The 25,564-nt window shown below is 65.0% G+C and carries 21 protein-coding genes; 11 read left to right on the forward strand and 10 right to left on the reverse strand.

Translation table 11 applies throughout. From position 1 onward, the window contains the following. The first annotated feature begins 23 nt into the window (after nt 1-23). Nucleotides 24-758, forward strand: a complete 735-nt coding sequence (msrA, locus tag AC3FNH_RS26500; RefSeq protein WP_488722182.1) for a peptide-methionine (S)-S-oxide reductase MsrA — start codon at nt 24-26, stop codon at nt 756-758. Nucleotides 759-994: 236 nt separating this feature from the next. Here msrA and AC3FNH_RS26505 read toward each other — a convergent pair whose 3' ends face one another. The 7 genes from AC3FNH_RS26505 to AC3FNH_RS26535 all read right to left on the reverse strand — a co-directional run bounded on the left by AC3FNH_RS26505 (nt 995) and on the right by AC3FNH_RS26535 (nt 11,352). Beyond that, the gene (locus AC3FNH_RS26505) at nt 995-3,112 is read right to left on the reverse strand and encodes a xanthine dehydrogenase family protein molybdopterin-binding subunit (protein ID WP_488722183.1); all 2,118 of its coding nucleotides are present in this window, start codon (nt 3,110-3,112) and stop codon (nt 995-997) included. Further along, on the reverse strand, nt 3,109-4,086 hold the full coding sequence (locus tag AC3FNH_RS26510) for an FAD binding domain-containing protein (protein ID WP_488722184.1): 978 nt from the start codon (nt 4,084-4,086) through the stop codon (nt 3,109-3,111). Before AC3FNH_RS26510 ends, AC3FNH_RS26505 begins: the two co-directional genes overlap by 4 nt. After that, on the reverse strand, nt 4,083-4,616 hold the full coding sequence (locus AC3FNH_RS26515; RefSeq protein ID WP_488722185.1) for a (2Fe-2S)-binding protein: 534 nt from the start codon (nt 4,614-4,616) through the stop codon (nt 4,083-4,085). Before AC3FNH_RS26515 ends, AC3FNH_RS26510 begins: the two co-directional genes overlap by 4 nt. 565 nt (nt 4,617-5,181) lie before the next feature. Further along, nucleotides 5,182-6,003, reverse strand: coding sequence for a c-type cytochrome (locus AC3FNH_RS26520; RefSeq protein ID WP_488722186.1), 822 nt, complete (start codon nt 6,001-6,003; stop codon nt 5,182-5,184). A 350-nt stretch (nt 6,004-6,353) separates the two neighbouring features. Continuing rightward, on the reverse strand, nt 6,354-9,455 hold the full coding sequence (locus tag AC3FNH_RS26525) for an efflux RND transporter permease subunit (protein WP_276102871.1): 3,102 nt from the start codon (nt 9,453-9,455) through the stop codon (nt 6,354-6,356). Further along, nucleotides 9,452-10,630, reverse strand: coding sequence for an efflux RND transporter periplasmic adaptor subunit (locus AC3FNH_RS26530; RefSeq protein ID WP_488722187.1), 1,179 nt, complete (start codon nt 10,628-10,630; stop codon nt 9,452-9,454). Before AC3FNH_RS26530 ends, AC3FNH_RS26525 begins: the two co-directional genes overlap by 4 nt. Before the next feature lie 104 nt (nt 10,631-10,734). Then, the gene (locus AC3FNH_RS26535) at nt 10,735-11,352 is read right to left on the reverse strand and encodes a TetR/AcrR family transcriptional regulator (RefSeq protein ID WP_488722188.1); all 618 of its coding nucleotides are present in this window, start codon (nt 11,350-11,352) and stop codon (nt 10,735-10,737) included. A 53-nt stretch (nt 11,353-11,405) separates the two neighbouring features. Here AC3FNH_RS26535 and AC3FNH_RS26540 point away from each other — a divergent pair, with 53 nt between their 5' ends. Together AC3FNH_RS26540 and AC3FNH_RS26545 are read left to right on the forward strand one after the other, a co-directional pair. After that, the gene (locus AC3FNH_RS26540) at nt 11,406-12,962 is read left to right on the forward strand and encodes an efflux transporter outer membrane subunit (RefSeq protein ID WP_488722189.1); all 1,557 of its coding nucleotides are present in this window, start codon (nt 11,406-11,408) and stop codon (nt 12,960-12,962) included. A gap of 153 nt (nt 12,963-13,115) precedes the next feature. Continuing rightward, nucleotides 13,116-13,433, forward strand: coding sequence for a hypothetical protein (locus tag AC3FNH_RS26545; RefSeq protein WP_488722190.1), 318 nt, complete (start codon nt 13,116-13,118; stop codon nt 13,431-13,433). Nucleotides 13,434-13,472: 39 nt separating this feature from the next. Here AC3FNH_RS26545 and AC3FNH_RS26550 read toward each other — a convergent pair whose 3' ends face one another. Both AC3FNH_RS26550 and purB read right to left on the reverse strand, forming a co-directional pair. Further along, nucleotides 13,473-14,462 carry a Bug family tripartite tricarboxylate transporter substrate binding protein gene (locus AC3FNH_RS26550; RefSeq protein ID WP_488722191.1) on the reverse strand — a complete coding sequence of 330 codons (990 nt, stop codon included), beginning with the start codon at nt 14,460-14,462 and terminating at the stop codon, nt 13,473-13,475. Nucleotides 14,463-14,497: 35 nt separating this feature from the next. After that, the gene (gene purB / locus AC3FNH_RS26555) at nt 14,498-15,862 is read right to left on the reverse strand and encodes an adenylosuccinate lyase (RefSeq protein ID WP_488722192.1); all 1,365 of its coding nucleotides are present in this window, start codon (nt 15,860-15,862) and stop codon (nt 14,498-14,500) included. 106 nt (nt 15,863-15,968) lie between these two features. Here purB and AC3FNH_RS26560 point away from each other — a divergent pair, with 106 nt between their 5' ends. After that, nucleotides 15,969-16,880, forward strand: a complete 912-nt coding sequence (locus AC3FNH_RS26560) for a LysR substrate-binding domain-containing protein (RefSeq protein ID WP_488722193.1) — start codon at nt 15,969-15,971, stop codon at nt 16,878-16,880. A 100-nt stretch (nt 16,881-16,980) separates the two neighbouring features. Here AC3FNH_RS26560 and AC3FNH_RS26565 read toward each other — a convergent pair whose 3' ends face one another. Further along, nucleotides 16,981-17,889, reverse strand: a complete 909-nt coding sequence (locus AC3FNH_RS26565) for a LysR family transcriptional regulator (protein ID WP_488722194.1) — start codon at nt 17,887-17,889, stop codon at nt 16,981-16,983. Nucleotides 17,890-18,016: 127 nt separating this feature from the next. On the opposite strand from AC3FNH_RS26565, the gene AC3FNH_RS26570 reads away from it, so the two are divergent. From AC3FNH_RS26570 to AC3FNH_RS26600, 7 genes are all read left to right on the forward strand, one after another. Beyond that, a complete protein-coding gene (locus tag AC3FNH_RS26570; RefSeq protein ID WP_276102882.1) occupies nt 18,017-19,021 on the forward strand; it encodes a Bug family tripartite tricarboxylate transporter substrate binding protein in 1,005 nt (334 codons plus the stop codon). Next, entirely contained in the window at nt 19,014-21,116 is a 2,103-nt protein-coding gene (locus AC3FNH_RS26575; RefSeq protein WP_488722195.1) for an acetate--CoA ligase family protein, read from the forward strand. The genes AC3FNH_RS26570 and AC3FNH_RS26575 overlap by 8 nt, the downstream gene beginning before the upstream one ends. Before the next feature lie 2 nt (nt 21,117-21,118). After that, entirely contained in the window at nt 21,119-21,889 is a 771-nt protein-coding gene (locus AC3FNH_RS26580; protein WP_488722196.1) for an enoyl-CoA hydratase/isomerase family protein, read from the forward strand. Next, complete coding sequence (locus AC3FNH_RS26585; protein WP_488722197.1) at nt 21,886-23,301, forward strand: aldehyde dehydrogenase family protein; 1,416 nt, start codon at nt 21,886-21,888, stop codon at nt 23,299-23,301. The genes AC3FNH_RS26580 and AC3FNH_RS26585 overlap by 4 nt, the downstream gene beginning before the upstream one ends. Nucleotides 23,302-23,325: 24 nt before the next feature. Beyond that, nucleotides 23,326-24,144: an enoyl-CoA hydratase gene (locus AC3FNH_RS26590; protein WP_488722198.1), complete on the forward strand. Its 819-nt coding sequence runs from the start codon at nt 23,326-23,328 to the stop codon at nt 24,142-24,144. Nucleotides 24,145-24,559: 415 nt separating this feature from the next. Next, complete coding sequence (locus AC3FNH_RS26595; protein WP_276102887.1) at nt 24,560-25,258, forward strand: hydrolase; 699 nt, start codon at nt 24,560-24,562, stop codon at nt 25,256-25,258. A gap of 73 nt (nt 25,259-25,331) precedes the next feature. After that, entirely contained in the window at nt 25,332-25,529 is a 198-nt protein-coding gene (locus AC3FNH_RS26600; protein WP_276102888.1) for a hypothetical protein, read from the forward strand. Nucleotides 25,530-25,564 lie beyond the last annotated feature (35 nt).

Consider the following 25,564-nt stretch of genomic DNA (forward strand, 5'->3'; position numbering starts at 1 on the left):
CTTTTGAACCCAAGGAGATTCACATGAACGCGATCGCAACACTGCAGCGCTTGACGCGCTTCACAACGCTTAGGCTGATGGGTGTCTCCATGCTGGTGGCGGCTGCCGGAATCTGGGGGCGGCCCGCATTATCCGCGGAGGATGCGGTACGCATTCCCGCCCCCTCGCAGGACGAGAAGCCCGGTGATGCCCACATCGAGACGGCCGTGTTCGCGGGCGGCTGCTTTTGGGGTGTGCAGGGCGTATTCGAGCACGTGCGTGGCGTGACGCGTGTGACATCAGGCTATGCTGGCGGCGCGGCCAGCACGGCGCAGTACGAGAAGGTTGGCTCAGGCACGACGGGCCACGCGGAATCCGTCGAAATCCGCTACGACCCGGCGCAAGTCAGCTACGGCAAGCTGCTGCAGGTCTTCTTCTCGGTGGCACACAACCCGACCCAGCTCAACTACCAGGGGCCCGATCACGGCACCCAATACCGCTCCGCGATCTTTCCGGTCACGCCGGCGCAGCGCGCGATTGCCGAGGCCTATATTGCCCAGCTTGGGGCAGCCAAGTCGTTCCGCGCACCGATCGTGACGCGCGTGGAGGACTACAAAGGGTTCTACCCGGCGGAAGCCTATCACCAGGACTTCCTGACGAAGAATCCGCACCACCCATACATCGTGATCAACGACCTGCCCAAGATCGGCAACCTGAAGCAGATCTTTCCCGATCTCTATCGCAATGCCCCCGTGTTGCTGAGCAGATCGGGGGCCTGAGACTGGGGTACGGGGCGCAACGCGCCTCAGGCGCAGGTCGTACCTGCTACGCATGTCTCTCCGCGCCATATAGCATGCGATGCGGCGTCGCGATGAGGCAGTGACCGTCAGCTAACTGGGCTTCTGGCTCTCGGCAATTCGAACTCCCTCGTCCATGATCGCATTGCCATGCAACGTGAACAGGTCGGCACGCCCGCCCGCGGTGGCGTGCAAGGGCAGGCCCGTGCGGATGCGCACTAGTGTTCGACCAGATGCTCGATGCGGATCGGCAACTCCCGCACTCGCTTGCCGGTTGCGTGAAACACCGCGTTAGCCACGGCCGGCGCCACGCCCACCAGCGCGATTTCCCCCAGTCCCTTTACGCCTAGCTCGTTCACATGGGGATCGACCTCGTCGACAAAATGCGCTTCGAGCGCCTGGATATCCAGGTTGACGGGCACGAGGTAATCCGCCATATGGGCATTCACGGGCCGGCCATCGCGCGCATCGAGGGCGGTCCGCTCCATCAGCGCCATGCCGATGCCGCCGACCATCCCGCCCGTGCACTGGCTGGCTGCAAGCCGCGGATTCACGATACGACCCGCGCCATAGGCGCCGACCACGCGCCGGACGCGGATCGTACCGACATCGGGATCGATTGCGACTTCCACGAACACCGCACCGAAGGCATGCATGGAGAAGCGGCTGCGCAATTCGGCATCGGGACCCGCCGTGGCACTGGCTTCAATGCCGCCATCGGTGCGGCCTGCGCGCGCTTGGCGCAGGTCCAGCGCCGCCATGCAGGCGGAGCGCACGGCGGAGCCGACCGAAGCGAGGGTCATGGAGCCGCCATGTGGCGGGGTGGGCGGGAAATCCGAGCGGCCAAGGCTGAAGCGCACGCTGTCCATTGGCAGCCCCAGCGTCTCGGCGGCGATCTGCGTGATCGAGGTGTAGGTGCCAGGTCCCATGTCGCTGGCTGCGGCTTCCACTTCGGCGGTGCCATCAGCAAGCAGGCGCACGCGGGCGCTGGCCTGGCCATGGAAGACCGGGTAAGTGGCACAGGCCATGCCCCAGCCGATGCGCAGGCGGCCGTCTCGCATCGAGCCGGGCGCCAGCGTGCGGCGGGCCCAGCCGAACGCGTCGGCGCCGCGCTCGTAGCAGGCAAGCATGGAGCGGCTGGAGAAGGGCAGTTGCAGGCCCTCGTCGAGCCGGGGTTCATTGCGACGGCGCAGCTCCAGCGGATCCATCCGGAGGGCATGGGCCAGCTCGTCCATTGCGCATTCCAGCGCAAAGACGCCCGTGGCTTCGCCCGGACCCCGCATATAGGTCGGTGTGCTGATATCCAGTGGCACCAGCCGGTAGCGCGTGCGCACATTAGGGCAGCTATACAGGAAAGGCGTCACCGCTGTGAGCGCTTCAGTGAACTGCTCATAGCGGCTGGTTTCACCGGTGCCTTCATGCACGATGCCGGTCAGCCTGCCCTCCGGCGTCGCCGCCAGCGCCACGCGCTGGACCGTGCGTGGCCGGTGCCCCGCAAGATGAAAGGTTTGCCGCCTCGACAGCACCAGCTTGACGGGCCTGCCGACCTCGCGCGCGGCGATCGCCGCCAGCGTGACATGCGGCCACGTGCGCAGGCTGGTGCCAAAAGCGCCGCCGATAAACGGGCAGATGACGTGGACATTCTCAGCCGGGATGCCGAAGATCGCCGCGATCTCGGCCTGCTCGTTGACCACAAACTGGCTCTTGCTCCAGAGCGTTAGCCGCTCGCCTTCCCAGGCTGCAATGGTGGCATTCGGCTCGATCGGCAGGTGATTTTCACGCGCGGCATCGTAGCTGGCATCGATGCTGACCGCGGCCGCCGCCAGCGCGCCGTCAGGGTCGCCGCGTACCCGGTCGGCCGAATGGGGGCCTGGCTCGCGTGCTTCGTCCGGCACCACGGCTTCGGCACGCTTGTCGAGCGGGTCGGAAACAGGTGTTTCCTCGGCATAGCGAATATGCAGCAGACAGGCTGCGTGCTCGGCTTGGTCCAGGGTCTGTGCCACGACCACGGCAACCGGCTGGCCGTAGAAGCGGACATGATCGTCCTGCAGGACATGGAGACGTTCGCCGTGTGCCGGATCGATAAAGCCTTTGTGGGGCGCATACGCCAGTTTCGGGGCGTTCTCATGGGTCAGTACCACCAAGACCCCTGGCAGCCTACGCGCCGCTTCCGTGTTGAGCTCGACTACTCGTCCCAGTCCGATCGAAGCGCCCACGATGACCGCATAGGCTTGCCCGGGTTGATTGAAGTCAGCGGCATACTGCGCCCTGCCGGTCACTTTGGCGCGCCCGTCGATGCGGGCATGCGGTTTGCCGATATGGTTTGCGTTCGTCATCTGGCTTCTCCTGCGAGTTCGAGGGCCCGGACCACGGTCCGTTGCAGCAGCTCAACCTTATATCGGTTGCCGGGCAGAGGAGCGGCGTCTGCGATCGTAGTCACCGCGGCCGCCTCGAAGCTTTCGCGCGTCGGCGCTTTGCCTTGCAAGGCGACTTCAGCAGCACGCATGCGCCACGGCCTGGTGCCGACGCCACCGCATGCGAGGCGTGCGCCCTGGATCGCGCCATCACGAACCTCGAAGGCTGCCGCGGCCGATACCAGGGCAAATTCATATGAGGCCCGGTCCCGCACCTTTAGATAACGCGCATTCCGTGCATAAGGGAGCGGTGGAACCCTGACCTCGATGATGAGTTCGCCGGGCTCCAAGGCGTGTTCGAGATGCGGCGTGGTCCCGGGCAGCCGGTAAAGGTCTTCCACGGGGAAGTGGCGTGACCCGTTTGGGCCGTGTACATAGACCACCGCGTCCAGTGCGACCAGTGCAACCGCAAGGTCGGACGGATGTGTTGCCGAGCAATGGTCGCTGACGCCCAGGATGGCATTGCCCGCATGCAGGCCGTTGATGGCCGCGCAACCGCTGTCCGGGGTGCGCTTGTTGCAGGCCGCATCGAGCATGCGGAAGTAAGGACAGCGCACGCGCTGGAGCAGGTTGCCACCGATGCTGGCCATGTTGCGTAGCTGGGGCGAGGCGCCCTCGAGCAGCGACTCGGCAATCACCGGATGGAGGCGGCAGACATCGGGATGCGCAGCGACATCGGACATGCGGGCCAGCGCGCCGATGACCAGCTCGTCGCCCTCCACGCGGATATGGCCAAGCGGCAGTGCGTTGATGTCGACCAGCCGCGTGGGCTGCTCCACGTGCTCCCGCATCAGATCCACCAGCGTGGTGCCGCCGGCGATAAAGCGCGCCCCACCCGCGGCGGCCACCAGCGCTTCCGCTTCCGAGCTGGCCTTCTGCAGTATGAACGGGATCATGGCTGCTTCCTCCCTCCAACTTCGGCGACCGCCGCGACGATTCCCGGGTAGGCCCCGCACCGGCAGATGTTGCCGCTCATCCAGAAGCGCACTTCCTCGGGCGAAGTGGCATGACCCTCGCCAATGCAGGCTACGCCCGACATGATCTGGCCGGCCGTGCAGAATCCACATTGAAACCCGTCGTGCGCGATAAACGCGGCCTGTAGCGGATGCAATTCGCCGTCGACCGTCGACAGGCCTTCAATCGTGCTGACGTGCGCGTCATTACAGATGGCGGCAAGCGCAAGGCAGCTGTTGATCCTGCGCCCGTTCACCAGCACCGTGCAGGCGCCGCATGCGCCCTGGTTGCATCCCTTCTTCGTGCCCGTGAGATCCAGGCGCTCGCGCAGGACGTCGAGCAGCGATTCGCGCGGGTCGATATCGAGGCGATGCAGCGTGCCATTGACCGTCAGGCTTAGCGGCACGCGGGTAGAGCCGTGGTCATCGCCAGGCTGTGGCTGACTGCCTTCGGAACGAACAGAACTGGACATAGTCGACATTCCTCTTTGCATGGCCCAAGGAACTTGGGCGATTGGGGACAAGGGCGTCGTCCGGTGCCTGCACCAACCATGGGAACGCTCGGCGGGAAATGAACTGCAGCGACACCCCGGGGCGCGAATCCTGCAAGTCACTACAGGCTTCGCCGGGCCCTGGCCCGCATCGGGAACCGAAAGTGTGTGGCGGTCACGGACTGGTGGACAGTCGTGGCCCGCTACAGGCACCGGTGGTCATTGCAACGAAACGCCGTCTCATTGCCACGGGCGATTCCTTGCGTTGACGGATTGGATAATAGGTACGAAAAGAGAGCCTCGCTGGCATTTCCTCGCCTCAAGCCGCAGCCACTCAAGAGCGGCGCGCAAAGCACGCCAGGAAAGATGCGAACGGAGAAAAGCGGCTTGACTAGGCCCATCTCTCCCGCGTTGCGGAAACCGAAGTCCTTGACCTGCGCAACATCAAGCGCAGACCTCATTGATCAGCGATCCCCTAACCATTGGGAAGTTTGCCTGATCAACGTAACGCTACGGGAACTCTTCGAGTGGATGTGCCAGGGGGGGACTACTCTCTGCCGGCGAATGGCTGTGGTCTGAGTGATCCAAGGTATGCGACCAGCGCGTTCATGTCGGAGGCGTTGATATTTTTGTACCAATCGAACGCCATGGGCGGTTTGTAGTGAGCGCCGTTCTTGTCTATGCCGCGAATGGCCAGGGCGATCTCTGTCTTATTCCAACCCTTTAGGCCACTTTCATGCGGAGTCAGATTGCGCGCAACACTCTCGCCCCAGGGTCCCTTGAACACTTGGCCGCCGGCGCCTAGACGCGTGAGCTGAAGCATTCCCTTCTCATCGCGCGGCGTGTGACATTCCATGCAATGCCCGATATTGGCGAGGTACTCCCCGTACTTGATCGTTTCCTTAGGGGAGGGGGCACGAATGCCCTTCACGGCCGGGCCATAGTTCGGCGGCAATGGGACGTTGTACTTGGACTTCTCGACGGCGTTCTTCACGGGTGGCTGCACCCTCAAATACGCAATGATCGCTGCCAAATCGGCATCAGACATACGCCGGTAGAACTCGATTGGCATAGGCGGACCGATAATGCTCCCGTCCGGTCGAATGCCTTCACGGATCGCCTTGCCAAGCTGAGCATCGGTCCATTTTCCGATGCCAGTCTCAGGGTCAGGGGTAAGGTTGGGCGCGTAGGCCTTAAACGGCGGCTCGTCGAAGACCATGCCGCCAGACAGGCCCCTGGAGAAGATCGGCTCGCCCTTCTCACCTCGAGCGATATGGCAATTGCCGCAAGCCACCACGCCCTCCATTAGGTATTTTCCCCGCGCGATCCGCGCTACGTCCTGGCCGCTGCTTGTACCAATTTGAGCCATCAGGAGCACACCTGTGGCCATTCGGAATAACGTCCCCATGATTCCCCCTGCCTATAGGCTATAGCTAACCTGCGCTGAGTACCTTCACCGGAGTATCAGCAATTCCTGGCTGAATGAAATCCCCCGAATAGGGGAACATGACCAAGAGATGGCGGACTGATCATGCGGGATTCGAATCGGCGATGAGTGAGGATTCAACCCTAAGCCATCCAGGGCGATCGGCGCTGCTTGTAGGTCCGCAATTCGGGGCTCCGCTTTGTGTGCGGACCTAGGCCTCGGCAGGGCTGCCGGGCATGGGTCGGTGCCCATTTTCTTCGATCGCTCTTATCTGAGTCTCGCGACCGCCCCGCTTACGCCATCTCCGCCACCTCGCCCACGGGGGCCTCCTGCACCGCCACCTGCGCCGGCGGCCGAATTCGGAACCAGATCGCATACATCGCCGGCAGGAACACCAGCGTCAACAGCGTGCCGGCGAGCGTCCCCCCGATCAGCGTATAGGCCAGCGTACCCCAGAACACCGAGTGCGTGAGCGGGATGAAGGCGAGGATGGCCGCCACGGCCGTCAGTAGCACCGGCCGGGCCCGTTGCACGGTAGCCTCCACCACCGCGTCGTACGGCGACAGTCCCTCCTTCAGGTTGCCCTGGATTTGCCCGATCAGGATCAGCGTATTCCGCATCAGGATGCCGGACAGCGCCACCAGCCCCACGAGCGCATTGATGCCGAACGGCTGGTGGAAGAGCAGTAGCGTCGGGACCACGCCGATCAGGCCGAGCGGACTCGTCAGGATGACCATGACCATGCCCGCCATCGACCGCACCTGGAACATGATGATCAGCAGCGTGATCGCCAGCATGATGGGGAACAGCGGCGCCAGCGCCTTGTTCGCCTTGCCCGATTCCTCGATGGAACCGGCCATCTCGATGCGGTAGCCCGAAGGCAGCGTCTGGATGACCGGCTGCAGCTGCGCCAGGATGGCCTTCGATACGTCGGGCGGCTGCTGGTTGTCAGCAATGTCGCCCCGCACGGTGATGGTCGGCGTGCGGTCGCGTCGGCGCAGGATGGGATCTTCCATGCGCACGTCCACCGTGCCGACCTGCGAGAGGGGAACGCGCTCGCCGTTGGCGCCGATCAGCGTAAAGCCGGCGATGCGCTCCGGGTCGAGGCGGATGTCGCCCGCGGCGCGCGCCACCACCTGCACCGAGCGGATGTCCTCGCGCACCTCGGTCACCGGCACGCCGGTCAGCAGGAATTCAAGCTGCTGCGCCACGTCGTGGGAGGTCAGGCCGACCGCCTGCAGCCGGTCCTGCTGGAGCGTAAAGTGCAGCCCCGGCACCCGCGGGCCCCAGTCGGTGTTGACGGTGCGCATCAGCGGGCTGGCGTCCATCACGCCCTCTACCTGCCTGGCGATGGCGCGCAGCTTGTCGGGGTCCGGACCCATGACGCGGAACGCGACCGGGAAGGGCGAGTAGGGCCCGAACACCAGTTGCGTCACGCGCACCCGCGCGCCTGGAGAAAGGCCTTCGGCGATGGCTTGGCGGAGCCGGCCCTTGAGCACGTCGCGTTCTTCCTGGTTGTCGGTGCGCACCACGATCTTGGCGAAGGACGGGTCCGGTAGTTCCGGCGACATCGCCAGGTAGAAGCGCGGAGCCCCCTGGCCGATATAGGACGTCACAATCTTCGCTTCTGGCTGTTTGTCGAGCCACGCTTCCACCTTCTCCGCCGCGGCGCTGGTCTGTTCGATGGACGTGCCGTAGGGCATCTGCACCTCCACCAGCACCTCGGGACGATCAGAGGTCGGGAAGAACTGCTTGCGCACGGCGCCCATGCCGACCACGCTCGCGGCGAACAGTCCGACGACGATTGCCGCGACGACCCACTTCCGCCCGATGACCCTCCCCAGCAGCCCACGAAAGCGCTGGTAGTTCGGCGTGGCGTAGATGGCGCCATGGCCGCCTTCCACCTTCGTCATCTCGGGCAACAGCTTCACGCCGAGATAGGGCGTGAAAACGACCGCGACGATCCACGACGCGATCAGCGCGATCCCCACGATCCAGAACTGGTTGCCGGTGTACTCGCCTGCGGAAGACTTCGCGAAGCCGTTCGGCATGAAGCCCACGGCGGTGACGAGCGTGCCGGACAGCATCGGCGCGGCCGTATGGCTCCAGGCATAGGCCGACGCCGCGATCCGTCCATACCCTTCCTCCATCTTCACCACCATCATTTCGATGGCGATGATGGCGTCGTCCACCAGCAGTCCGAGGGCCAATATCAGGGAGCCCAGCGTGATGCGGTCGAAGTTCTTTCCGGTCGCGGCCATGACCACGAAGACGGCGGCCAGCGTCAGCGGCACGGCCGCCGCGACCACGATACCCACCCGCCAGCCCATGCTGACGAAGCTCACCACCAGCACCACGATCAGCGCGGCGAAGAACTTGACCATGAACTCGTCGACGGCCGACTTGATGTTGACGGCCTGGTCGGTGACCTTGCTCAGTTCCATGCCCAGCGGCAGCTCGGCGTTGACCTTCGCCACTTCCGCGTCGAGCGACTTGCCGAGGTCGAGGCCGTTCCAGCCGTCGCGCATCACGATGCCGAGCAGCAGCGCCGGCTCGCCCTTGTTGCGCACGACGAAGGTGGCCGGGTCCTGGTAGCCGCGTTCGACGGTGGCGATGTCAGACAGCTTCAGCGTGCGGCCGTGTGCCACCACGGGGGTGTCGCGGATGCGTTGCAGCTTGTCGAACGCGCCGTCGAGCCGCACGAAGACCTGCGGCCCGTCAGTGTCGATGGAACCCGCGGGAGTGAGCACGTTCTGGCTGTTGAGCGCGGCGAAGATGTCCTGCGGCGTCACGCCGAGCGTGGCCAGCCGGTCGTGCGAGAACGACAGGTAGATGCGCTCCGCCTGCTCGCCGATGATGTTGACCTTCTTCACGCCGGCCACATGCAGCAGGCGCTGGCGGATGGTCTCCGCCTCGCGTACCAGCAGCCGCTGCGGCTCGCCCCTGGCCTTCAGCGCGAAGAGGCCGAAGGTCACGTCGGAGTATTCGTCGTTGATGAGCGGGCCGATGACGCCGGCCGGCAGGGAACGCGCCTCGTCGCCAAGCTTCTTGCGGGCCTGGTAGAACTCCTCGGGGACTTCCTTTGGCGGCGTGCTGTCGAGCAGCGTGACGGTGGTGAACGCCAGTCCGGGCCTTGTGTAGGTTTCCGTGCGGTCGTAGTAGCGCAGTTCCTGCATGCGCTTTTCCAGCTTTTCCGCGACCTGGTCCTGCATTTCCTGCGCCGTCGCGCCGGGCCATGCCGTGATGAAGATCATCGACTTGACGGTGAATGGCGGGTCCTCCGCGCGGCCGAGCTGGAAGAAGGCGAAGAAGCCGGCGACCGAGATGAGGAGGATCAGGAAGAGGGTGACAGCACGCTCGCGCACGGCGAGTGCCGAGAGATTGAAGCCACTCATTGCTGCCCCCGCACACCATTGCGGCCTTTACCGTCGGTGGCGGCTTCGGCCACCTTCACCTCCGACGCCAACCTGACCTGCTGCCCTTCGTTCAGCAGGTGAGCCCCCAGCGCCACCACGCGGTCGCCGGGCTGGATCTGGCCCTCGACCCGCGCGGCATCGTCGCTGATGGCGCGCACGGTGACCGGCCGCCACGTCACGTGCGCCGGGGTGCCGGTGAGCACCCAGACGCCGGGGCCCTTGCCCGGATCGTGGAGCGCGCCGATGGGAACCTGCAGGCCGGATTGCGCCGCTTCCTGCGGATCGGCCACCTGCAGCGTGACGGTGGCGCCGAGCGGCGCATCGGTCAATGCACCGCCAAGGACGTAGCGCGCCTCATAGGTGCGGGTCTGGCGGTCGGCGGCGTCGGAAAGCTGGCGCAGGGTCGCGGTGACTGCCATGCCGTCCTTGCCGTAGAGCGTCGCGCGGGCCGTGGAGCCTACCGGCGGCCGCAGGGTTTCGGGCAGATGGATGATGGCCTCGCGCTGTCCGGCGCGGGCCAGCCGCGCCACCACCTGGCCGGCATTCACGACCTGCCCGGGTTCGGCGAGGGTCTCGACCACGACACCGTCGGCATCGGCCAGCAGCACAGCGTAGTCGGACGCGTTGCGCGCGACATCGGCCTGTGCCTCTTCCGCCCTGAGCTGCGCCCGCGCCGAATCGGCGGAGGCCTTGATCTGGTCATAGGCAGATGCCGATACCGCCCCGGCCGCCACGAGGTCGCGGTAGCGCTCCTCGTCAGCCGCCAGTTGCGTGGCGCGCGCCTTGGCGGCGGCCACGGCTTCCTGCCGCGCGCGCGCCGCCAGCTTCAGGTCGACGGGATCGAGCCGCATCAGCGGCTGGCCGCGCTTCACGGACTGGCCAGTGTCGACCAGGCGCTCCAGCACCTTGCCCGACACGCGGAAGCCCAGGTCGCTCTGCACCCGTGCGGCGACGATCCCGGTGAAGGCGCGCCGGGCGGCTGACGCGTCCTGCACGTTTTCCACCCTCACCAGCGGCGCTTGCACGCGGGGATCGGGCTGGGGCTTGCCGCCGCATGCCGCAAGTGCGAGCGGCAGCAGGCACATGGCCGCGAACGCAGGAGCGCTGGTTGCGGCGTGGGTGACGGTGGATGCGGAAAATCGGCGCTGAAGCATGAGGGCCCTCCATACAGATGGCCTTCACTGTAGTAACAGTGACCAATTTAGTCAATGGTCACTATCGGTTTTCGCGCCCCGGGATCTGCGCGCACTTGGAGCGATCAGGGTGCCAGACTTCGCAAGATCAGGTTGCTGAGCTGCGCCGGCGCCACTTCGACGAAGTCCAGGTTGTGCTGGAGCTGTAGTGGGTCGAGGTAAGGCTTCATCACGAGATAGATGGCATGAGCCGTTTCGTCGAGCGGCGTCTTGCGCTCGAACTCACCCGACTCGCGCCCCTCGCGCACGATCTGCAGGATCAGTTTCTGCATATGGGCATCGTAGTCGCGGGCCGAAGCCCACTGTTCCTCGCAGGCCACCACGGCAATGGCGTACAGCTTGCGGTCCTGGAAGAAGAGCCGGCTGCCAGCCTCCGCCAGCGTGCCGAAGAGGCGTCGCAGCCGCTCGGAGGCCGAGTCAGCGCCGGCCACCGCCTCGTCCACAGCCTGCCTCATCTGGTTGAGGCAGTTGCTGCAGATCGCCTCGCCGATTGCCTGCTTGGAGTCGAAGAACTTGTAGACGTAGGCCTTTGAGAATCCGATGGCCTTGGCCAGGTCGGACACCGTGGTCTTTTCGTATCCATAGAGGCTGAAGTGCTCGGTGGCCGCCTCCACGATCTGGTTGCGCACGCCGTGGTCCACGGGACCGCGCATCTGGGGGGTGATGGGTTGGGTATCGGTCATGTCGTGAGCTTACACGTTGAATCGTCATTGACAAAGGGTGACCAGTTTGTATTATGGTCACAAGTCACGCAAAGAGTTCGACTATGTTATTCCGGCAGCCCATGCAGTCCCGACGCCTCCCTTCCCGTTCCCGATCGCTCACTCGCCTGTCCGGCCTCGTTACCGCCGTGACTACTCTGGCGGCGCTCGCTGGCTGTGCCGTCGGCCCCGACTACCGCAGGCCCGAGGTGCCTACCGCCGACCGTTTCCTTGGGCAACGCGACGTGGAGCAGCGCCGGGCCGCCACCCGGGCGGATCTCGAAGTCTGGTGGGAAGGGTTTGGCGACCCCCAACTGACGCGCTTCGTGCGGCTGGCACTCGACCAGAACCTCGACCTGGCGGCGGCCTCCGCACGGGTCACGCAGGCCGGAGCCGGACTGCGCTTCGCCACGGCCGCGCTACTGCCCTCGGGCGGCGTCAGCGCCCAGGCCGCGAAGCAATACCAGTCCGTGGAGACGCCGCTGGGCCGGGTGCTGAATGCGACGCCAAACTTCGACCGGCATGGCAGCCTGTACGAGGCCGACCTCACCGCCAGTTGGGAGATCGACATCTTCGGCGGCCTGCGGCGGGAGCGCGAGGCGTCGCAGGCGGAGTACCAGGCGTCGGAGGCCGGGCTGGCTGCCACCCGCGTGGAGGTGGCGGCACAGGCCGCCGACACCTATGTGACCATCCGTGGCTTGCAGGCCCGGCTGTCGATCGCGCGGCAGCAGGTGGATACGCAGCGGAAGCTGGTCTCGACCGTCAGGCTGCTTTACACCAAGGGACTGGCCGCCGCGCTGGAGGTGCAGCAGGCGGAAGGCGCGCTCGCGCAGGTGGAGGCCACGATTCCGGAACTTGAATCCGGACTTGACGCTGCGCTGAACGCGATGGACGTGCTGCTCGGCAGCCCCCCGGGCACTTACCGCGCCGAACTCGCCGACATCAAGGCGATCCCGGCCGCGCCACGGATCGAAGCCACCGGCACGCCTGCAGACCTGCTGCGGCGGCGCCCCGACCTGATCGTGGCGGAACGCCGGCTGGCGGCGTCGAATGCCCGCATCGGCGCCGCCATCGCCGAGTACTACCCGAAGGTCTCGCTCAGCGGGCTGCTGGGCAGCGCGACAACCGTGGCCAGCGGCAACCTGTTCTCGGCTGGTGCCAACCAGGCTGCCGGCGTGGCCGGGCTGCGCTGGCGACTGTTCGACTTCGGGCGCATCGGTGCGCAGATCGACCAGGCGAAGGGGCAGGAGGCCGAGGCGCTGGCGGGCTATCGGCTGGCCGTGCTGCATGCGTCGGAGGATGTCGAGAATGCCTTCACGGCGCTGGTCAAGCGCGAGGAACAGACCAATACCCTCGAACGCGGGGAACTGGCGCTCCGGCAGGCGCGGAATTCGTCGTTCGCGGCCTATGAGAAGGGCGTTGTCCGCCTGATCGAGGTGCTGCTCGCCGACGAGAACCTGCTGAAGACATCCGATGCGAAGGCGCAGGCCGAAGCGCAGTCAGCCCGCGCGGCCATCGCTGCATTCAAAGCCCTGGGCGGGGGCTGGCAGGCGGCTGCGGCGCCGTCGGCGCCGGGGGGTACAGTGCTGTAGGCGATACGCCAGTCGGCGTGCCGGCGCAAGAGTATGAGACCGGTTCCGCGCTGGAGAAAGCTACCCAGGTGCTGTCGCTGCGAGACGGTATAGTGCGCGATTTCCGGTTCGTCCGCTGGTTCGACCACCCGGCGCCGCCGCCAGCCGGCTGCCGTGGTGCCGGCGCGGTTGCTTGGGCAGCATCATGTCGCCTTCTACCGCGGCTATCTCGAAGGGGTGGAGCTGGCCCGCCCGGCCGACCGCTACCTGGAAGCCGGGCTCGACCTGCGCCTGGCCGGTGCCACCGTGGCGTGGATCGAGGCGGAACTGGCGCGCGGCGTGCGGCGTCTGTCGACCCGACAGGCAGGCACCGCCGCCGGAATTCAGGCACTTTCCCGCTCAACCAGAGCCTTGGCGATGAGTCTTTGTAACCTGGCGCGACAACCCCTTGTAGGGCAGATGCTGGGCTTGCGGGAGGCAGCGTCTGAATAGTGGTCCGGACGGTACGGAAATGCCCTGCGCGTCCGCAAATCAGTCGATGGTTGCGCCCGACTGCTTCACCACAGCCCCCCACTTGGCGCTCTCCGTCTTGATATAGGCGCCCAGTTCTTCCGGTGTAGAACCGACCGGCACGATGCCGTCGGTCAGAAAGCGCTGGCGCAGATCCGAACTTTTGATCAGCGCGGCGATTTCGCTGCTCAGGCGCGCAACGATCGGCTTCGGAGTGCCACGCGGCGCCAATAGCGCGTACCACACATTGGAGTCGTAGCCGGGCACGCCGGCTTCGGCGAGGGTGGGAACGTCAGGCATCGACACCGCTCGATTTGCGGTCGATACGGCCAGTACTCGCAGCTTGCCTGCCTTGATCTGCTGGGCCGCGAGCCCGTAGCTGGCAAACATGGCGCTCACCTGGCCGGCCAGCAGCGCTGGCATAGCCGGCCCGGCGCCCTTGAAGGGAACGTGCACAAGGTCGATGCCGGCCTTCGATTTCAGCAATTCCATTGACAGGTGCGGACCGCTGCCGTTGCCCGACGATCCATACGTGTACTTGCCCGGATTGGCCTTGGCCAGCTTGATGAATTCGGCCAGATTACGCGCCGGCACCGACGGATGCACCACCAGGAAGTACGGCGCCGAAGCCAGCAAGGATACTGGCTCGAAATCGTTGACGGGGTCATAGGGAAGTTTGCTGTACAGGCTCTGGTTGACGGCGAGTTGCGCAGTCAGCGCGAGTACCAGTGTATAGCCATCGTTGGGCGCCTTCGCCACCATGTCCATACCGATATTGCCGTTGGCGCCGCCGTGGTTATCCATGATGAAACGCTGTCCGGTACGCTGTGAAAGATACTGAGCCAGCGGCCGTCCGACGATATCCCCGCCGCCGCCAACGGCATACGGCACAATCACGCGAACGGGCTTGTTTGGATAGGAGTCGGCTTGCGCGCCATGCGCCGCCGCAGCGGCTGCATATAGCAGCGACATCGCGACAAGTCTTCCCAGTTGTTTGGCGGCTTGGAACATTGCATGGTCTCCGTTTATGTATGATTTTGATGCGGTCAGTTGAGCCAGCCGCTTGCCCGGATTCTTTCGAGGACCGCTTCGACGATTGCTGGCGCCAGCCCAACATAAGTGGACGGGTCCAGGAGCTGCCTGAGTGATGAGGGATCCAGGGCGTCGCGGACCGCGGCGTCGCGCAACAGGGCCTGCTCGAAGGTGATGCCAGCCTCCATCCCTTGCATGGCGGCGGCGTAGACCAGTTCATGCGCGCTTTGCTTGCCGACTTTCTCGGCGAGTGCGAACATCACCCGCTCCGACATCAGGAAGCCACCGAGCAGGTCCAGGTTGGCCCGCATCCTGTCAGTGTTTACCGTCAGGCCGGACAGCGCCTGATGCATCATTTCCAGCATGGCCGCCGTCATCATGCAGGCCTCGGGAACCGCTTTCCACTCCATCCGCACAGCGGCTACATCGCGCTCGTGCTCGACCATCTGTGCATCGTGCATCATCGCCACGCTGTAGCGGATGGCGCGACTCAGGGTGACAACCGTCTCCACAACTGCGGGGTTCCGCTTATGGGGCATGGTGGATGAGCCCACCTTACCTTCGTTGAAAGGCTCAGCTACTTCGCCAACCTCGTCGGCCTCCAGGTTCATGATCTCATTGGCGATCTTGCCCAGCGTCGCGCCAAGCAGTCCCAGCACCCCGACATACTCGCCAAGCCGGTCCCGCGCAGGCTGCCAGCTTATCTCTGCCACATTCAATCCCAGGCGCGCCATGACCCGCTTTTCCAGCTCGATGGCGTGCAGGCCGAAAGACGCCTTAGTGCCAACCGCCCCAACCATCTGGCCGACAAAGGTGCGCGCCTCCAGCGCGACCAGTCGTTCATTGTGGCGGCCAAGTTCCGCCAACCATATCGCGCATTTATGGCCAAAGGTGATGGGCAAGGCCTGTACCGAATGTGTGCGGCCGGTCATCGGGGTATGCTTGTGCGTGTCGGCAAGCCGGTACAGCACCCGCGCCACCGCAGCCAGGTCTCGCGTCAGGAGGTGGTGCGCTTCCCGGACCTGCAACATCATGCCTGTGTCGTATACGTCCTGAGACGTCGGGCCGAAATGCACGAACTCCCCCGCTTCGCTGCCGCACTGGCGCTGCAGGGCGCGCACCGCCGGCACCAGCGGGTGTTTGACGCGGCGAACCTCCATGGCAAGCTGGTCCAAGTCGAAGTGTGCGACCCGCGCCCCCGCGGCAATTTCCCGTGCCGCGGCCCTTGGGATGATCTCCAGCTCTCCCTGTTCCAGCGCCAGCGCCGCCTCGAAATCCAACCACTTCTGCACCCGGTTCTCTTCCGAGAACACAGCGCGCATCTCGTCCGTGCTCCACATATGCTGCTGAAGGGCCTGGTCGAAAACACTGCTTGTCATTGCTGATGCCTTCTATCGTGGAAAGGGGATAGCAGTCATTCTGGGTCGATCAAACCATTCTGTAAAATGACATGTTCGGAGACATTCATTACCAAAATGGCATGATATGACGCTGCAACAACTTCGCTGCATCCAGGCCGTGATCGACAGCAAGCTGAGCGTTTCGGGCGCTGCGGAAGCACTGCACACCACACAGCCTGCGGTCAGTAAGCTGATCCGTGCGCTCGAGAACGAGATCTGTATAGAGTTGTTCGTGCGTCGCGGAAACCGGCTGGTGGGCCTCACCGATGCAGGGCAGGAAGCGGCAGCGCTTGCCAGGCGCGTCTTGAACGGCACGCGCGCGTTGTCAAACCTCGCGCGTACGACCCAGACGATGAACCGTGGAACGCTGCGTATCGGCACTACGCACATCCATGCCCGGTATGCGCTGCTCGACGTTATCAAGAGGTTCCGATGTGCCTTTCCGGAGGTCGATCTGGAACTGGCGCAGGGCACACCCACGGAAATCCTGCGATGGGTCAGCGAAGGCGCCGTAGACCTTGGCATCTCCACACTGCCGGAAAGCACGCCCGAGGGCATTGTCACGCTTGATGCCTATCCGATCCGCCGCTGCCTGATCGTTCCCCGCGGTCATCCCCTGTTGCGACTGAAGAAGGTCACGCTCGAGGACATCGCGCAATACCCGCTGGTGGCTTATGACGAGCGCTTCAATTCAGGCTGGAAGGTGCTGCGCGAGTTCGAGCGCCATGGGCTCTCCCCACGTGTAGTGGTCAGGGCCACCGATGCCAATGTCATCAAGGCCTATGTTGCTGCCGGGCTGGGGGTTGCCGTACTCCAGCAAATGGCGCTGGAGCCAGACAGGGACACTGACTTGGCGACGATCGAGACCGACGGCATATTCCCACAATCGATGGCGGTCATCAGCCTACGTGATGACCAGTTCGTACGGGGCTATATGCAAGCCCTGATCGACATGCTTTCGCCGAGCGGTGCGGCCCGAGCCGAAGGTCGAGCCTAGCAGATGCTCTCGCGGCAACGCCGGCGAATTGATGCATTCATCATCCTTTCAGACGATCGCCGTAAGTATTGGCGTTTTGAGCGCAGTGTCCGTGTTCCAACTAGGCACTCGTGCTCCTTGCGACTTCAGGCACCAACTCATGAAGTCGAGAAAGAACGAGTCGTGCCGCCCGGGACAACGGATGATGTCGCGTGACGCCCATTGCAATGGTCCGTGGCAAGCGCGGCTCGACAATCTCGACGGCGGACAAGTGCCCGGTGGCAACTTCGTGATCCACTGCGAGGATTGGAAGTATTGTCAAAGCGCCACCCGAAAGCGCAACCTCCTTCATCGTATTCAGCGATTCGACTTCCAGCGCCACATCCAGCGAGATGCCGAGCTGACGCGCGTGCTGGTCGAGAATCGATCGCAGCCCGTTGGGGGCCGGTGGCAGGACAAGCGGAAGACCATCGAGCTTGCGGAACGGCACCGTCGGTACCCCGGCGAGCGGATGCCCGGGCGCGCAGATCAGGTAAGTGGCGACCTCAGCAAGCACGTCTTCTCCCTGGCGGGGCCCGGGACCATAGCGGTTGATGACCGCCAGGTCCAGATGGCCCGATTCCAGTTCCTCGTCGAGTTGTCCGCTGAAGCCTTCGGCCACGCGCAGCCGGACACCGGGCGCCGAGGCGCGCAGATTCTCGAACAGCGCCGGTATCAGGCGCGGCGCCATTGACGGCAGCACGCCGATCCTCACCTGTCCGAACGGGACGCCCGCCGCGTCCTTGACCTCATCGCGCAGCCGTGCCGACTGGGCCAGCAGCAACTGGACATGCGGGAAGATCCGCTGGCCGAATTCCGACAGCACCACGCCCCGGCCGGTTCGTTCGAACAGCCGGTCGCCCCATTCCGCCTCGATCTGCGCAATCGCACGGCTCACCAGTGACTGGGCAATCCCCAGGGAGCGTGCCGCACGTGACAGCGATCCCACTTCAGCCACCAGCGCCACGGTTTCGAGCTGTTTCAGGTTCACCTTGGTTCTCCATCCAAAAAGTGGATATCAGATATATATGATTATACTCTTTTGAGTTGGCTAAGGAGTCCATACACTGAGGACATCCCTCCCTGCAGAGAGGGCTTACGCAACATCTGGAGACAACATGCCGTGCTTTTCCGCTGTGCTTCGCGCATTCCGGCGTCCGTTATGCGCCTTGCTGGTCGCTGCCACCCCGGCCGCCTTTAGTGTCCCCGCTGCCGCCTCGACCGGCTATCCCGCCAAACCGATCCGCCTGGTCGTGCCGTTTCCCGCCGGCGGACCCACTGACGCGATGGCGCGACTGATCGGCCAGCACCTGTCGCAGCAGCTTGGACAGCCTGTGTTGGTCGACAACCGCGGCGGCGCCGGCGGCACCATCGCCACCGAGGCCGCCGCGCAGGCAGCCCCCGACGGCTATACGCTCTTCTTTTCCACCACCGGTACCATGGCCATCAACCCGTGGCTCTACCGATCGCTGAAGGTGGACCCCCTCAAATCGTTCGATGCCGTGGGCTCGGTGGCGTCCACGGTCAACGTGCTGGTGGTGCCGAACAACCTGCCGGTCGGCAACATCAAGGAACTGATCGCACTGGCAAAGCAGAAGCCGGGCACGCTGACGTTCGGCTCGGCCGGCAACGGCAGCTCCAACCATCTGTCCGGCGAACTGTTCAAGTCGATGGCCGGCATTGATATCGTCCATGTGCCGTACAAGGGCTCGGCCGCGGCGTTCACTGACTTGCTTGGCGGACGCATCTCGATGATGTTCGACACCGTATCGAGCCAGGGGCAGTACATCAACGCGGGCAAGGTCAAGGCGCTAGGCGTGACCGGCGTGACCCGTTCGGAAGCGCTGCCCAAGGTGCCGACGATTGCCGAGGCTGGCCTGCCGGGCTTCGACGTGACGATCTGGTTCGGCCTGTCGGCACCGAAGGGCACCACGCCGGACGTGATCCGCCGCCTGAACAGCGAACTACAGGCCGTGCTGGCGCAGGCAGACGTGCAGAAACAGCTCGCCGCGCTGGGCGCCCGGCCGCTGCCGGGAACGCCGGCCGAGTTCTCGAAACTGATCCAGCATGACGCGGGCAAGTGGTCGCCGGTGGTCAAGGCATCGGGAGCGACCCTTGACTGAGACCACTGCAACCTTCCACGCCCTGTTCTCGCCGGCATCGGTGGCCGTCATCGGCGCCTCGGACAACCCCAACAAGGTGGGCGGACGACCGATTCACTACATGCGCACCTTCGGCTTTGCGGGCGAGGTGTTTCCGGTCAACCCGGCGCGCGAGGTCATCCAGGGCTATCGTGCGTACCCCGAACTTGATGCGATCGGCAAGGCGCCGGACGCCGTCGTGATTGCCGTGTCCGGCGAAGCCACGCTTGGGCAGGTGCGCAAGTGCGGCGCCGCGGGCGTCAAGGCTGCCGTCATCATGGCGTCGGGTTTTGCCGAAACGGGCGAGGCGGGACGCCAGCGGCAGCAGGAACTGGTGGCGGTGGCCAATGCCAGCGGCATGCGGCTGGTGGGCCCGAACGCGCAAGGCACGGCCAACTTCGCCAGCGGCGCGGTGCTCAATTTCTCGACGATGTTCATGGAGGTGGCGCCCCAGGACGGCCCGATCGCGATCATCAGCCAGAGTGGCGCGGCGAGCGTCATGCCTTATGCATTGCTGCGCCAGGCTGGCTACGGCGTGCGCTACCTGGTGGCGACGGGCAACGACGCCGATCTCGACGCCTGCGCGATGACCGCCGCCGTGGCGGCGGACCCCGATGTGCGGTTGATCCTGGTCTACCTCGAATCGGTGTCCGACCCTGCCCAGCTTGCCCGCGCGGCGGAAGTGGCCCGAGCGCGTGGCGCCAGCATCGTGGCGATCAAGGCCGGCAACAGCCAGCGCGGTGCCAAGGCGGCGGCCTCGCATACCGGTGCACTGGTCGGCAACGATGCCGCGATCGATGCCTTCCTGGCACGTCACGGCATCTGGCGTGCGCGTGACATTGGCGAACTGGTCCGCGCGGTGCCGCTGTATTTGCAGCAGCGCGCCCCGGGGCAGGGCCGCACGGTCGTGATGAGCCATAGCGGTGCGGTGGGTGTGATGGCGGCCGACCTGGCCGAACGGCACGATCTGCCGCTGACCGAACTCCAGCCGGCAACGCTGCGCGAGCTGGGCGCGATCCTGCCCGAGTTCGGCACGGCCAGCAATCCGCTCGACATGACAGCGGCGCTGCTGGGCAAGGCCGACATGTTCCCGCGCGTGCTCCAGGCGCTGGGCGCCGATCCGCAGGCCGACATGGTGATGGTTGGCATTCCGGTGGCGGGTCCCGGCTACGACGTCGAGGCACTGGCGCGCGACGCCGCCGCCTTCAGCGCGGGCCAAGCCAAGCCGTTGGTGGCCAGCGCGACGCAACAATCGGTCCGCGAGGTCTTCGTGCGACACGGCGTGCCGGCCTTTGTCACCGAAGCCGATGCCGTTGCAGCGCTTGCGCAGTATGTCGCGCATCATCGGCTGGCCGCGGCGGCAACGGTGACGGAGACGGCGTCGACCTGGCCTGACGCGCAGCGCCTCAACGGCAGCGGCTTGCAGGACGAAGCCCGTAGCCTGGCCTTGCTCGCCGAAGCCGGCGTACCGATCGTGGCGCACCGACTCTGTGACAGCGTGGATGCGGCGGTAGCGGCGTTTGACGCGCTCGGCGGGGTGCCGGTGGTGGTCAAGGGCTGTGCGGCGGACGTCCCGCACAAGAGCGAGCACGGCCTCGTGCAGCTTCGACTGACCGATGCCTCCGGCGTGGCCCGGGCGGCGCAGGACTGCCTCGACACGCTGCAGCGGCTGGGCGTGGAATCGCCACGGGTAATTGTGGCGACGATGGTCAAGGGCCGTCATGAGTTTGCGCTGGGGGTCTCGGTCGATCATGTGTTCGGGCCGCTGGTGATGATCGGGGAGGGCGGCACACTGCTCGAACTACGCAAGGACGTCGTGACCCTGCTGGCGCCGTTCACGGCCGAAGACGTCAAGGCGGCCTGCGCAAGACTGCGCCTGGCGCCGCTGTTCGATGGCTATCGCGACATCCCGGCGCTTGATCTCGACGCGCTGGCCGCGTCCGCAGTGGCGCTCGGCGACTGGGCATTGTGTCACCGTACTGCGCTGGCATCGGTGGATATCAACCCGCTGATGGTGATGGCTGCCGGCGAAGGGGTCATGGCGGTAGATGCCGTGGTGGAACTCAAGTGGAATTGAACATGGAAACTGTACGCGTCGAACGGGATAACGACATTGCCATCGTCACGCTGAATCGCCCGACCAGAATGAATGCGGTCAATGACGCCTTGCGCGGCGAGTTGATCGAAGCCCTTGGCCGGCTCAACGCCGAGCCTTCGGTGCGCGCCGTCGTGCTGGCCGGTGCCGGCGAGCGGGCGTTTTGTGCCGGACAGGATCTTGATGAGGCGGCCACGGTGACCTGGCAACAGCTCGTGCCCTGGCTGAATCGGCAACGGGCGATGTACCAGGCCGTACGCGACCTGGAGAAGCCCTGCGTGGCCGCCGTGCGGGGTGTGGCGGCAGGCGCGGGTTTCCAGCTTGCGCTGTGTGCGGACTGGCGGCTGGCCACAGCAGACAGCCGCTGGGGGCAGCCGGAGGTCAAGGCAGGCCTGGCGAGCATCGTCGGATCCTACCTGATGACGCTGCACGTGGGGCACACCCATAACGTGCAGATGTCGCTCTCGGGCGATCTGGTCAGTGGCCAGCGCGCCTTCGATATCGGTCTGGTGACGGCACTATGCGGCGAGACCGAACTGATGGCGCAGGCGCTCGCGCAGGCCAGATCGCTCGCGGCGCTGCCGCCGACCGCCTTGCGCCTGTCCAAGCAGCGCTTTCGCGCCATGACGCAGCCGGGATTCGATGACGCCTGTGTCGCCGGAATCCGGGCGCAACTCGAATGCTATGCCGACGGCGAACCGCAGCGCGTGATGGCTGCGTTCCTCGACAAACGCAACACAAGGGAGTCGCAGTGAAGCAATTTGCCCAACATTATATAGACGGCGCACGTCGCCCGATTCGAGCCGGCGAGTCAATTCGCGTCTACGATTCGGCGACCGAAGCCCCGTTGGCCGATGTCAGTCTCGGCACCGCGGGCGATGTGGCCGAAGCCGTGGCGGCGGCCGCGCGGGCGCAGCCTGGCTGGCAGGCGCTGGGCGCAGCCGGACGGGCACCGTATCTGCGCGCGCTGGCCGACGTGCTGGAAGACTGCGCGGCGGAGCTGGCCAATGAGATCTCGCGCGAAGTCGGCATGCCGCTGAAGCTGTCGCGTCGGATCCAGGTCGATGCACCAATCGCGGCGTGGCGCGCCACGGCGGCGCTGGCGGACACGTTCGCCTTCGTCCGGACGATCGGCAATTCCCGCGTGACGCTGGCACCGGTCGGGGCGGTAGCCGCTATTACGCCGTGGAACTACCCGCTGCATCAGATCACGGCCAAGGTGGCGCCGGCGCTGCTGGCCGGCTGCACGGTGGTGCTGAAGCCGTCAGAGCTGGCCCCGGCCGTGACCGAACGGATGATGGCCGCGTGCGAGCAGACGAAGCTGCCGCCGGGCGTCCTGAATCTCGTGTTGGGCGGCGCGGCGGTCGGCGAGGCGCTGGTATCGCACCCCGACATCCAGATGGTGTCGTTCACCGGCTCCACGGCTGTCGGCCGCAAGGTCGCCGCGCAGGCGGCCGGCGACATGAAACGTGTGTCGATGGAACTGGGCGGGAAGTCCGCGTCCGTCGTGCTGCCGGGCGCGGATCTCGCCAGGGCGGTCAAGGCGACGGTCAACTCATGTTTCCTCAACTCGGGGCAGACTTGCAGCGCGACTACCCGGCTGATCGTACCCCGCGAGGACTACCCGCAGTGCCGGCAACTGCTGGCGGAGGCGGCAGCAGCGATGAAGCTTGGCGATCCCGCCGATGGTGAAACCCGGATCGGCCCCTTGCTATCGGCGCACCAGCGTCAACGCGTGCAGGCGCATATCGCCGAAGCGGAGCAGGCAGGCTTTGATCGGATCGCCGGCGGTGTCGAAGTGCCGGTGCCGGCGACCGGCTATTTCGTCGCGCCGACCATCTACGGCAACGTCGCACCCGACAGCCGGCTGGCGAATGAGGAGGTCTTCGGACCGGTGCTGGCGGTGCTGTGCTATGACAGCGTCGACGAGGCGATTACCTTGGCCAACAGCACGCGCTACGGGCTGGCAGCAAGTGTCTGGGCTGCCGATGACGGTGCTGGCGAAGTGGTCGCCAACGGGCTGCGGGCAGGGCAGGTGGACGTCAACGGCGCCCGGTTCAATCCTGCAGCACCGTTCGGCGGCTTCGGCATGTCCGGCGTCGGGCGGGAAGGCGGCGTGTATGGGCTGGAGGAGTTCCTGGAACCGAGATCCGTTCAGCTCCCTTAGTACGACATCGAAAGGAATCGCAACATGTACAGTCAGATTACCGTTGCTCGCGCCGGAAAAAGCGAGCGGATCGCCGTGGTCACCATGAACCGGCCGGACAAGCTCAATGCGCTGACCAAGGTCATGGAGGCCGAACTGCGCGACGCCATGGAGGCCGTCGATCGCGACGACGACGTCCGCGTGGTGGTGCTGACCGGGGCAGGCAAGGGCTTCTGCGCCGGCATGGACATCAACGAGCTCGAAGTGCTGCCACCGGGCGATATCCGCGCCGCTCAGTGGATGCGCCCGTTCGACATGAACCGGCGCGCCGACTACCAGACCCGCTATGGCTACTTCCCGGCCATGCGCAAGCCCGTGATCGCGGCGATCAATGGCGCGGCAGCGGGGCTGGGGCTGGTGTTCGCACTCTACAGCGACATGCGCTTTGCCAGTGCCGACGCCGCATTCAGTACCGCGTTCGCGCGTCGGGGCTTGGTTGCCGAGCACGGCATCTCCTGGCTGCTGCCGCGCGTGGTCGGCCCCGGTCGTGCGGCCGACCTGTTGTACTCGGCGCGCAAGGTGCTGGCTGACGAGGCGCTGCGGATCGGCCTGGTCGACCGTGTGGTGGATGCGGACGCCCTCATGGCGACCACGCTCGACTATGCCGACGACTTGGCCGAGAACGTTTCGCCCCGATCCATTCGTGTGATGAAGCGGCAACTGTGGGAGCAGCCGTTCCAGTCATTGGCTGAAGCCACACGAATCGCCAATGCCGAAATGTTCGAAAGCATCCAGAGCGAGGATTTTACGGAAGGGGTTGCGCATTTCCTCGAGCGCAGACCTGCCCAATTTTCCGGCCGGTGACCGGCAATCGGTCCCATGCGCGGCGGCAAGACCCTGCTTCTGCGCATGTTTGCTGACCTCGAAGCTCGACCGTCTCTGACCGACCCGTCACCGCAGTTCTCACTCCACTCTGCGTGACGACCGAAGTTTTGGCCGAAGCCGCTGCCCGCAGTTTGGCGGTTCCTTCGGGCGACTCAAACTGGCCGGGAGGGGCGTGGCTGATTCCGGGCCGCCACTGGCCAGTTTGATAGCGTGACGCATATTCAGTAATTTTGAATAACTATGACAGCGATACGTCATTTTCTCCGGGGTGACGGTCGCTATAGTTCTGCACATGGACAGCGCAACAACCTCCGGCAAGCAAGCAGAGAGCCGGATGCGCCGTCCGATAATACCTCAAACTTATTGAATTACCATTTATATACCGGAGAACATCATGTCGAACGCCAAACTGCAAGTCCTGACCCCGCGCAACAGCCAGCTCATCATCATCGACCATCAGCCCCAGATGGCCTTCGGCGTGCAGTCGATGGACCGCCAGACCATGAAGAACAACGTCGTGGGCCTGGCCAAGGCAGCAAAAATCTTCGACGTGCCGACCACGATCACCACGGTGGAAAGCGATTCGTTCTCGGGCTACACCTACCCCGAACTGCTCGACGTGTTCCCGGGCAAGCAAACGCTGGAACGCAGCTCGATGAACTCGTGGGACGACCAGAAGGTGCGCGACGCGCTGGCCGCCAACGGCCGCAAGAAGATTGTGGTCGCCGGTCTGTGGACCGAGGTCTGCAACACCACGTTCGCCCTGAGCGCGATGCTCGAAGGCGACTACGAGATCTACATGGTGGCCGACGCTTCTGGCGGCACGACGAAGGAAGCACACGACTACGCGATGCAGCGCATGATTCAGGCCGGCGTGGTGCCGGTGACCTGGCAGCAGGTCATGCTGGAGTGGCAACGCGACTGGAAGAACCGCGAAACGTACGACGAGGTGATGGCCGTGGCCAAGGAGCACTCGGGCGCGTACGGCATGGGCGTCGACTACGCCTACACGATGGTGCACAAGGCCGCCCAGCGCACGCAGACGCCGCACCAATCGATCGCTCCGGTGCATGCGCCGGTGACTGAGTACTGATATCCACGGTCGGTGGCGCGGCATTGAGAACCGGGCCACCCTGAATAAGCGCAGGCGAAGGGCGGCAACCGCTATGGCACGCAATCACAAATTCGGTCGTAAGCTGGAAATGGCCGCGGTCGCCTTCGCGACGGGATTTTCAGCTCACGGGCACACCTCGTCGTCCCTCGGGGTACTGGCTGGAACGCTGGCGGTTTGCGCCCTGGTCGCACGCAGCGCGTTCAACAAGCGCTCGCCGACGGCGGGCCTGGTGTTGCTGCCCCAGACATGACGATCAACGTCGCGGTGCGCGTTCAAAAGAGAAAT

This window comes from Cupriavidus sp. 22TCCZM01-5, from assembly GCF_057798915.1.

Bases quoted from the DNA above. Each gene is read 5' to 3' on its own strand.
- msrA (WP_488722182.1), top strand. From the start codon at position 24: ATGAACGCGATCGCAACACTGCAGCGCTTGACGCGCTTCACAACGCTT.
- AC3FNH_RS26505 (WP_488722183.1), bottom strand. From the start codon at position 3,112: ATGACGAACGCAAACCATATCGGCAAACCGCATGCCCGCATCGACGGG.
- AC3FNH_RS26510 (WP_488722184.1), bottom strand. From the start codon at position 4,086: ATGATCCCGTTCATACTGCAGAAGGCCAGCTCGGAAGCGGAAGCGCTG.
- AC3FNH_RS26515 (WP_488722185.1), bottom strand. From the start codon at position 4,616: ATGTCCAGTTCTGTTCGTTCCGAAGGCAGTCAGCCACAGCCTGGCGAT.
- AC3FNH_RS26520 (WP_488722186.1), bottom strand. From the start codon at position 6,003: ATGGCTCAAATTGGTACAAGCAGCGGCCAGGACGTAGCGCGGATCGCG.
- AC3FNH_RS26525 (WP_276102871.1), bottom strand. From the start codon at position 9,455: ATGAGTGGCTTCAATCTCTCGGCACTCGCCGTGCGCGAGCGTGCTGTC.
- AC3FNH_RS26530 (WP_488722187.1), bottom strand. From the start codon at position 10,630: ATGCTTCAGCGCCGATTTTCCGCATCCACCGTCACCCACGCCGCAACC.
- AC3FNH_RS26535 (WP_488722188.1), bottom strand. From the start codon at position 11,352: ATGACCGATACCCAACCCATCACCCCCCAGATGCGCGGTCCCGTGGAC.
- AC3FNH_RS26540 (WP_488722189.1), top strand. From the start codon at position 11,406: ATGGTCACAAGTCACGCAAAGAGTTCGACTATGTTATTCCGGCAGCCC.
- AC3FNH_RS26550 (WP_488722191.1), bottom strand. From the start codon at position 14,462: ATGTTCCAAGCCGCCAAACAACTGGGAAGACTTGTCGCGATGTCGCTG.
- purB (WP_488722192.1), bottom strand. From the start codon at position 15,862: ATGACAAGCAGTGTTTTCGACCAGGCCCTTCAGCAGCATATGTGGAGC.
- AC3FNH_RS26560 (WP_488722193.1), top strand. From the start codon at position 15,969: ATGACGCTGCAACAACTTCGCTGCATCCAGGCCGTGATCGACAGCAAG.
- AC3FNH_RS26570 (WP_276102882.1), top strand. From the start codon at position 18,017: ATGCCGTGCTTTTCCGCTGTGCTTCGCGCATTCCGGCGTCCGTTATGC.
- AC3FNH_RS26580 (WP_488722196.1), top strand. From the start codon at position 21,119: ATGGAAACTGTACGCGTCGAACGGGATAACGACATTGCCATCGTCACG.
- AC3FNH_RS26590 (WP_488722198.1), top strand. From the start codon at position 23,326: ATGTACAGTCAGATTACCGTTGCTCGCGCCGGAAAAAGCGAGCGGATC.
- AC3FNH_RS26595 (WP_276102887.1), top strand. From the start codon at position 24,560: ATGTCGAACGCCAAACTGCAAGTCCTGACCCCGCGCAACAGCCAGCTC.
- AC3FNH_RS26600 (WP_276102888.1), top strand. From the start codon at position 25,332: ATGGCACGCAATCACAAATTCGGTCGTAAGCTGGAAATGGCCGCGGTC.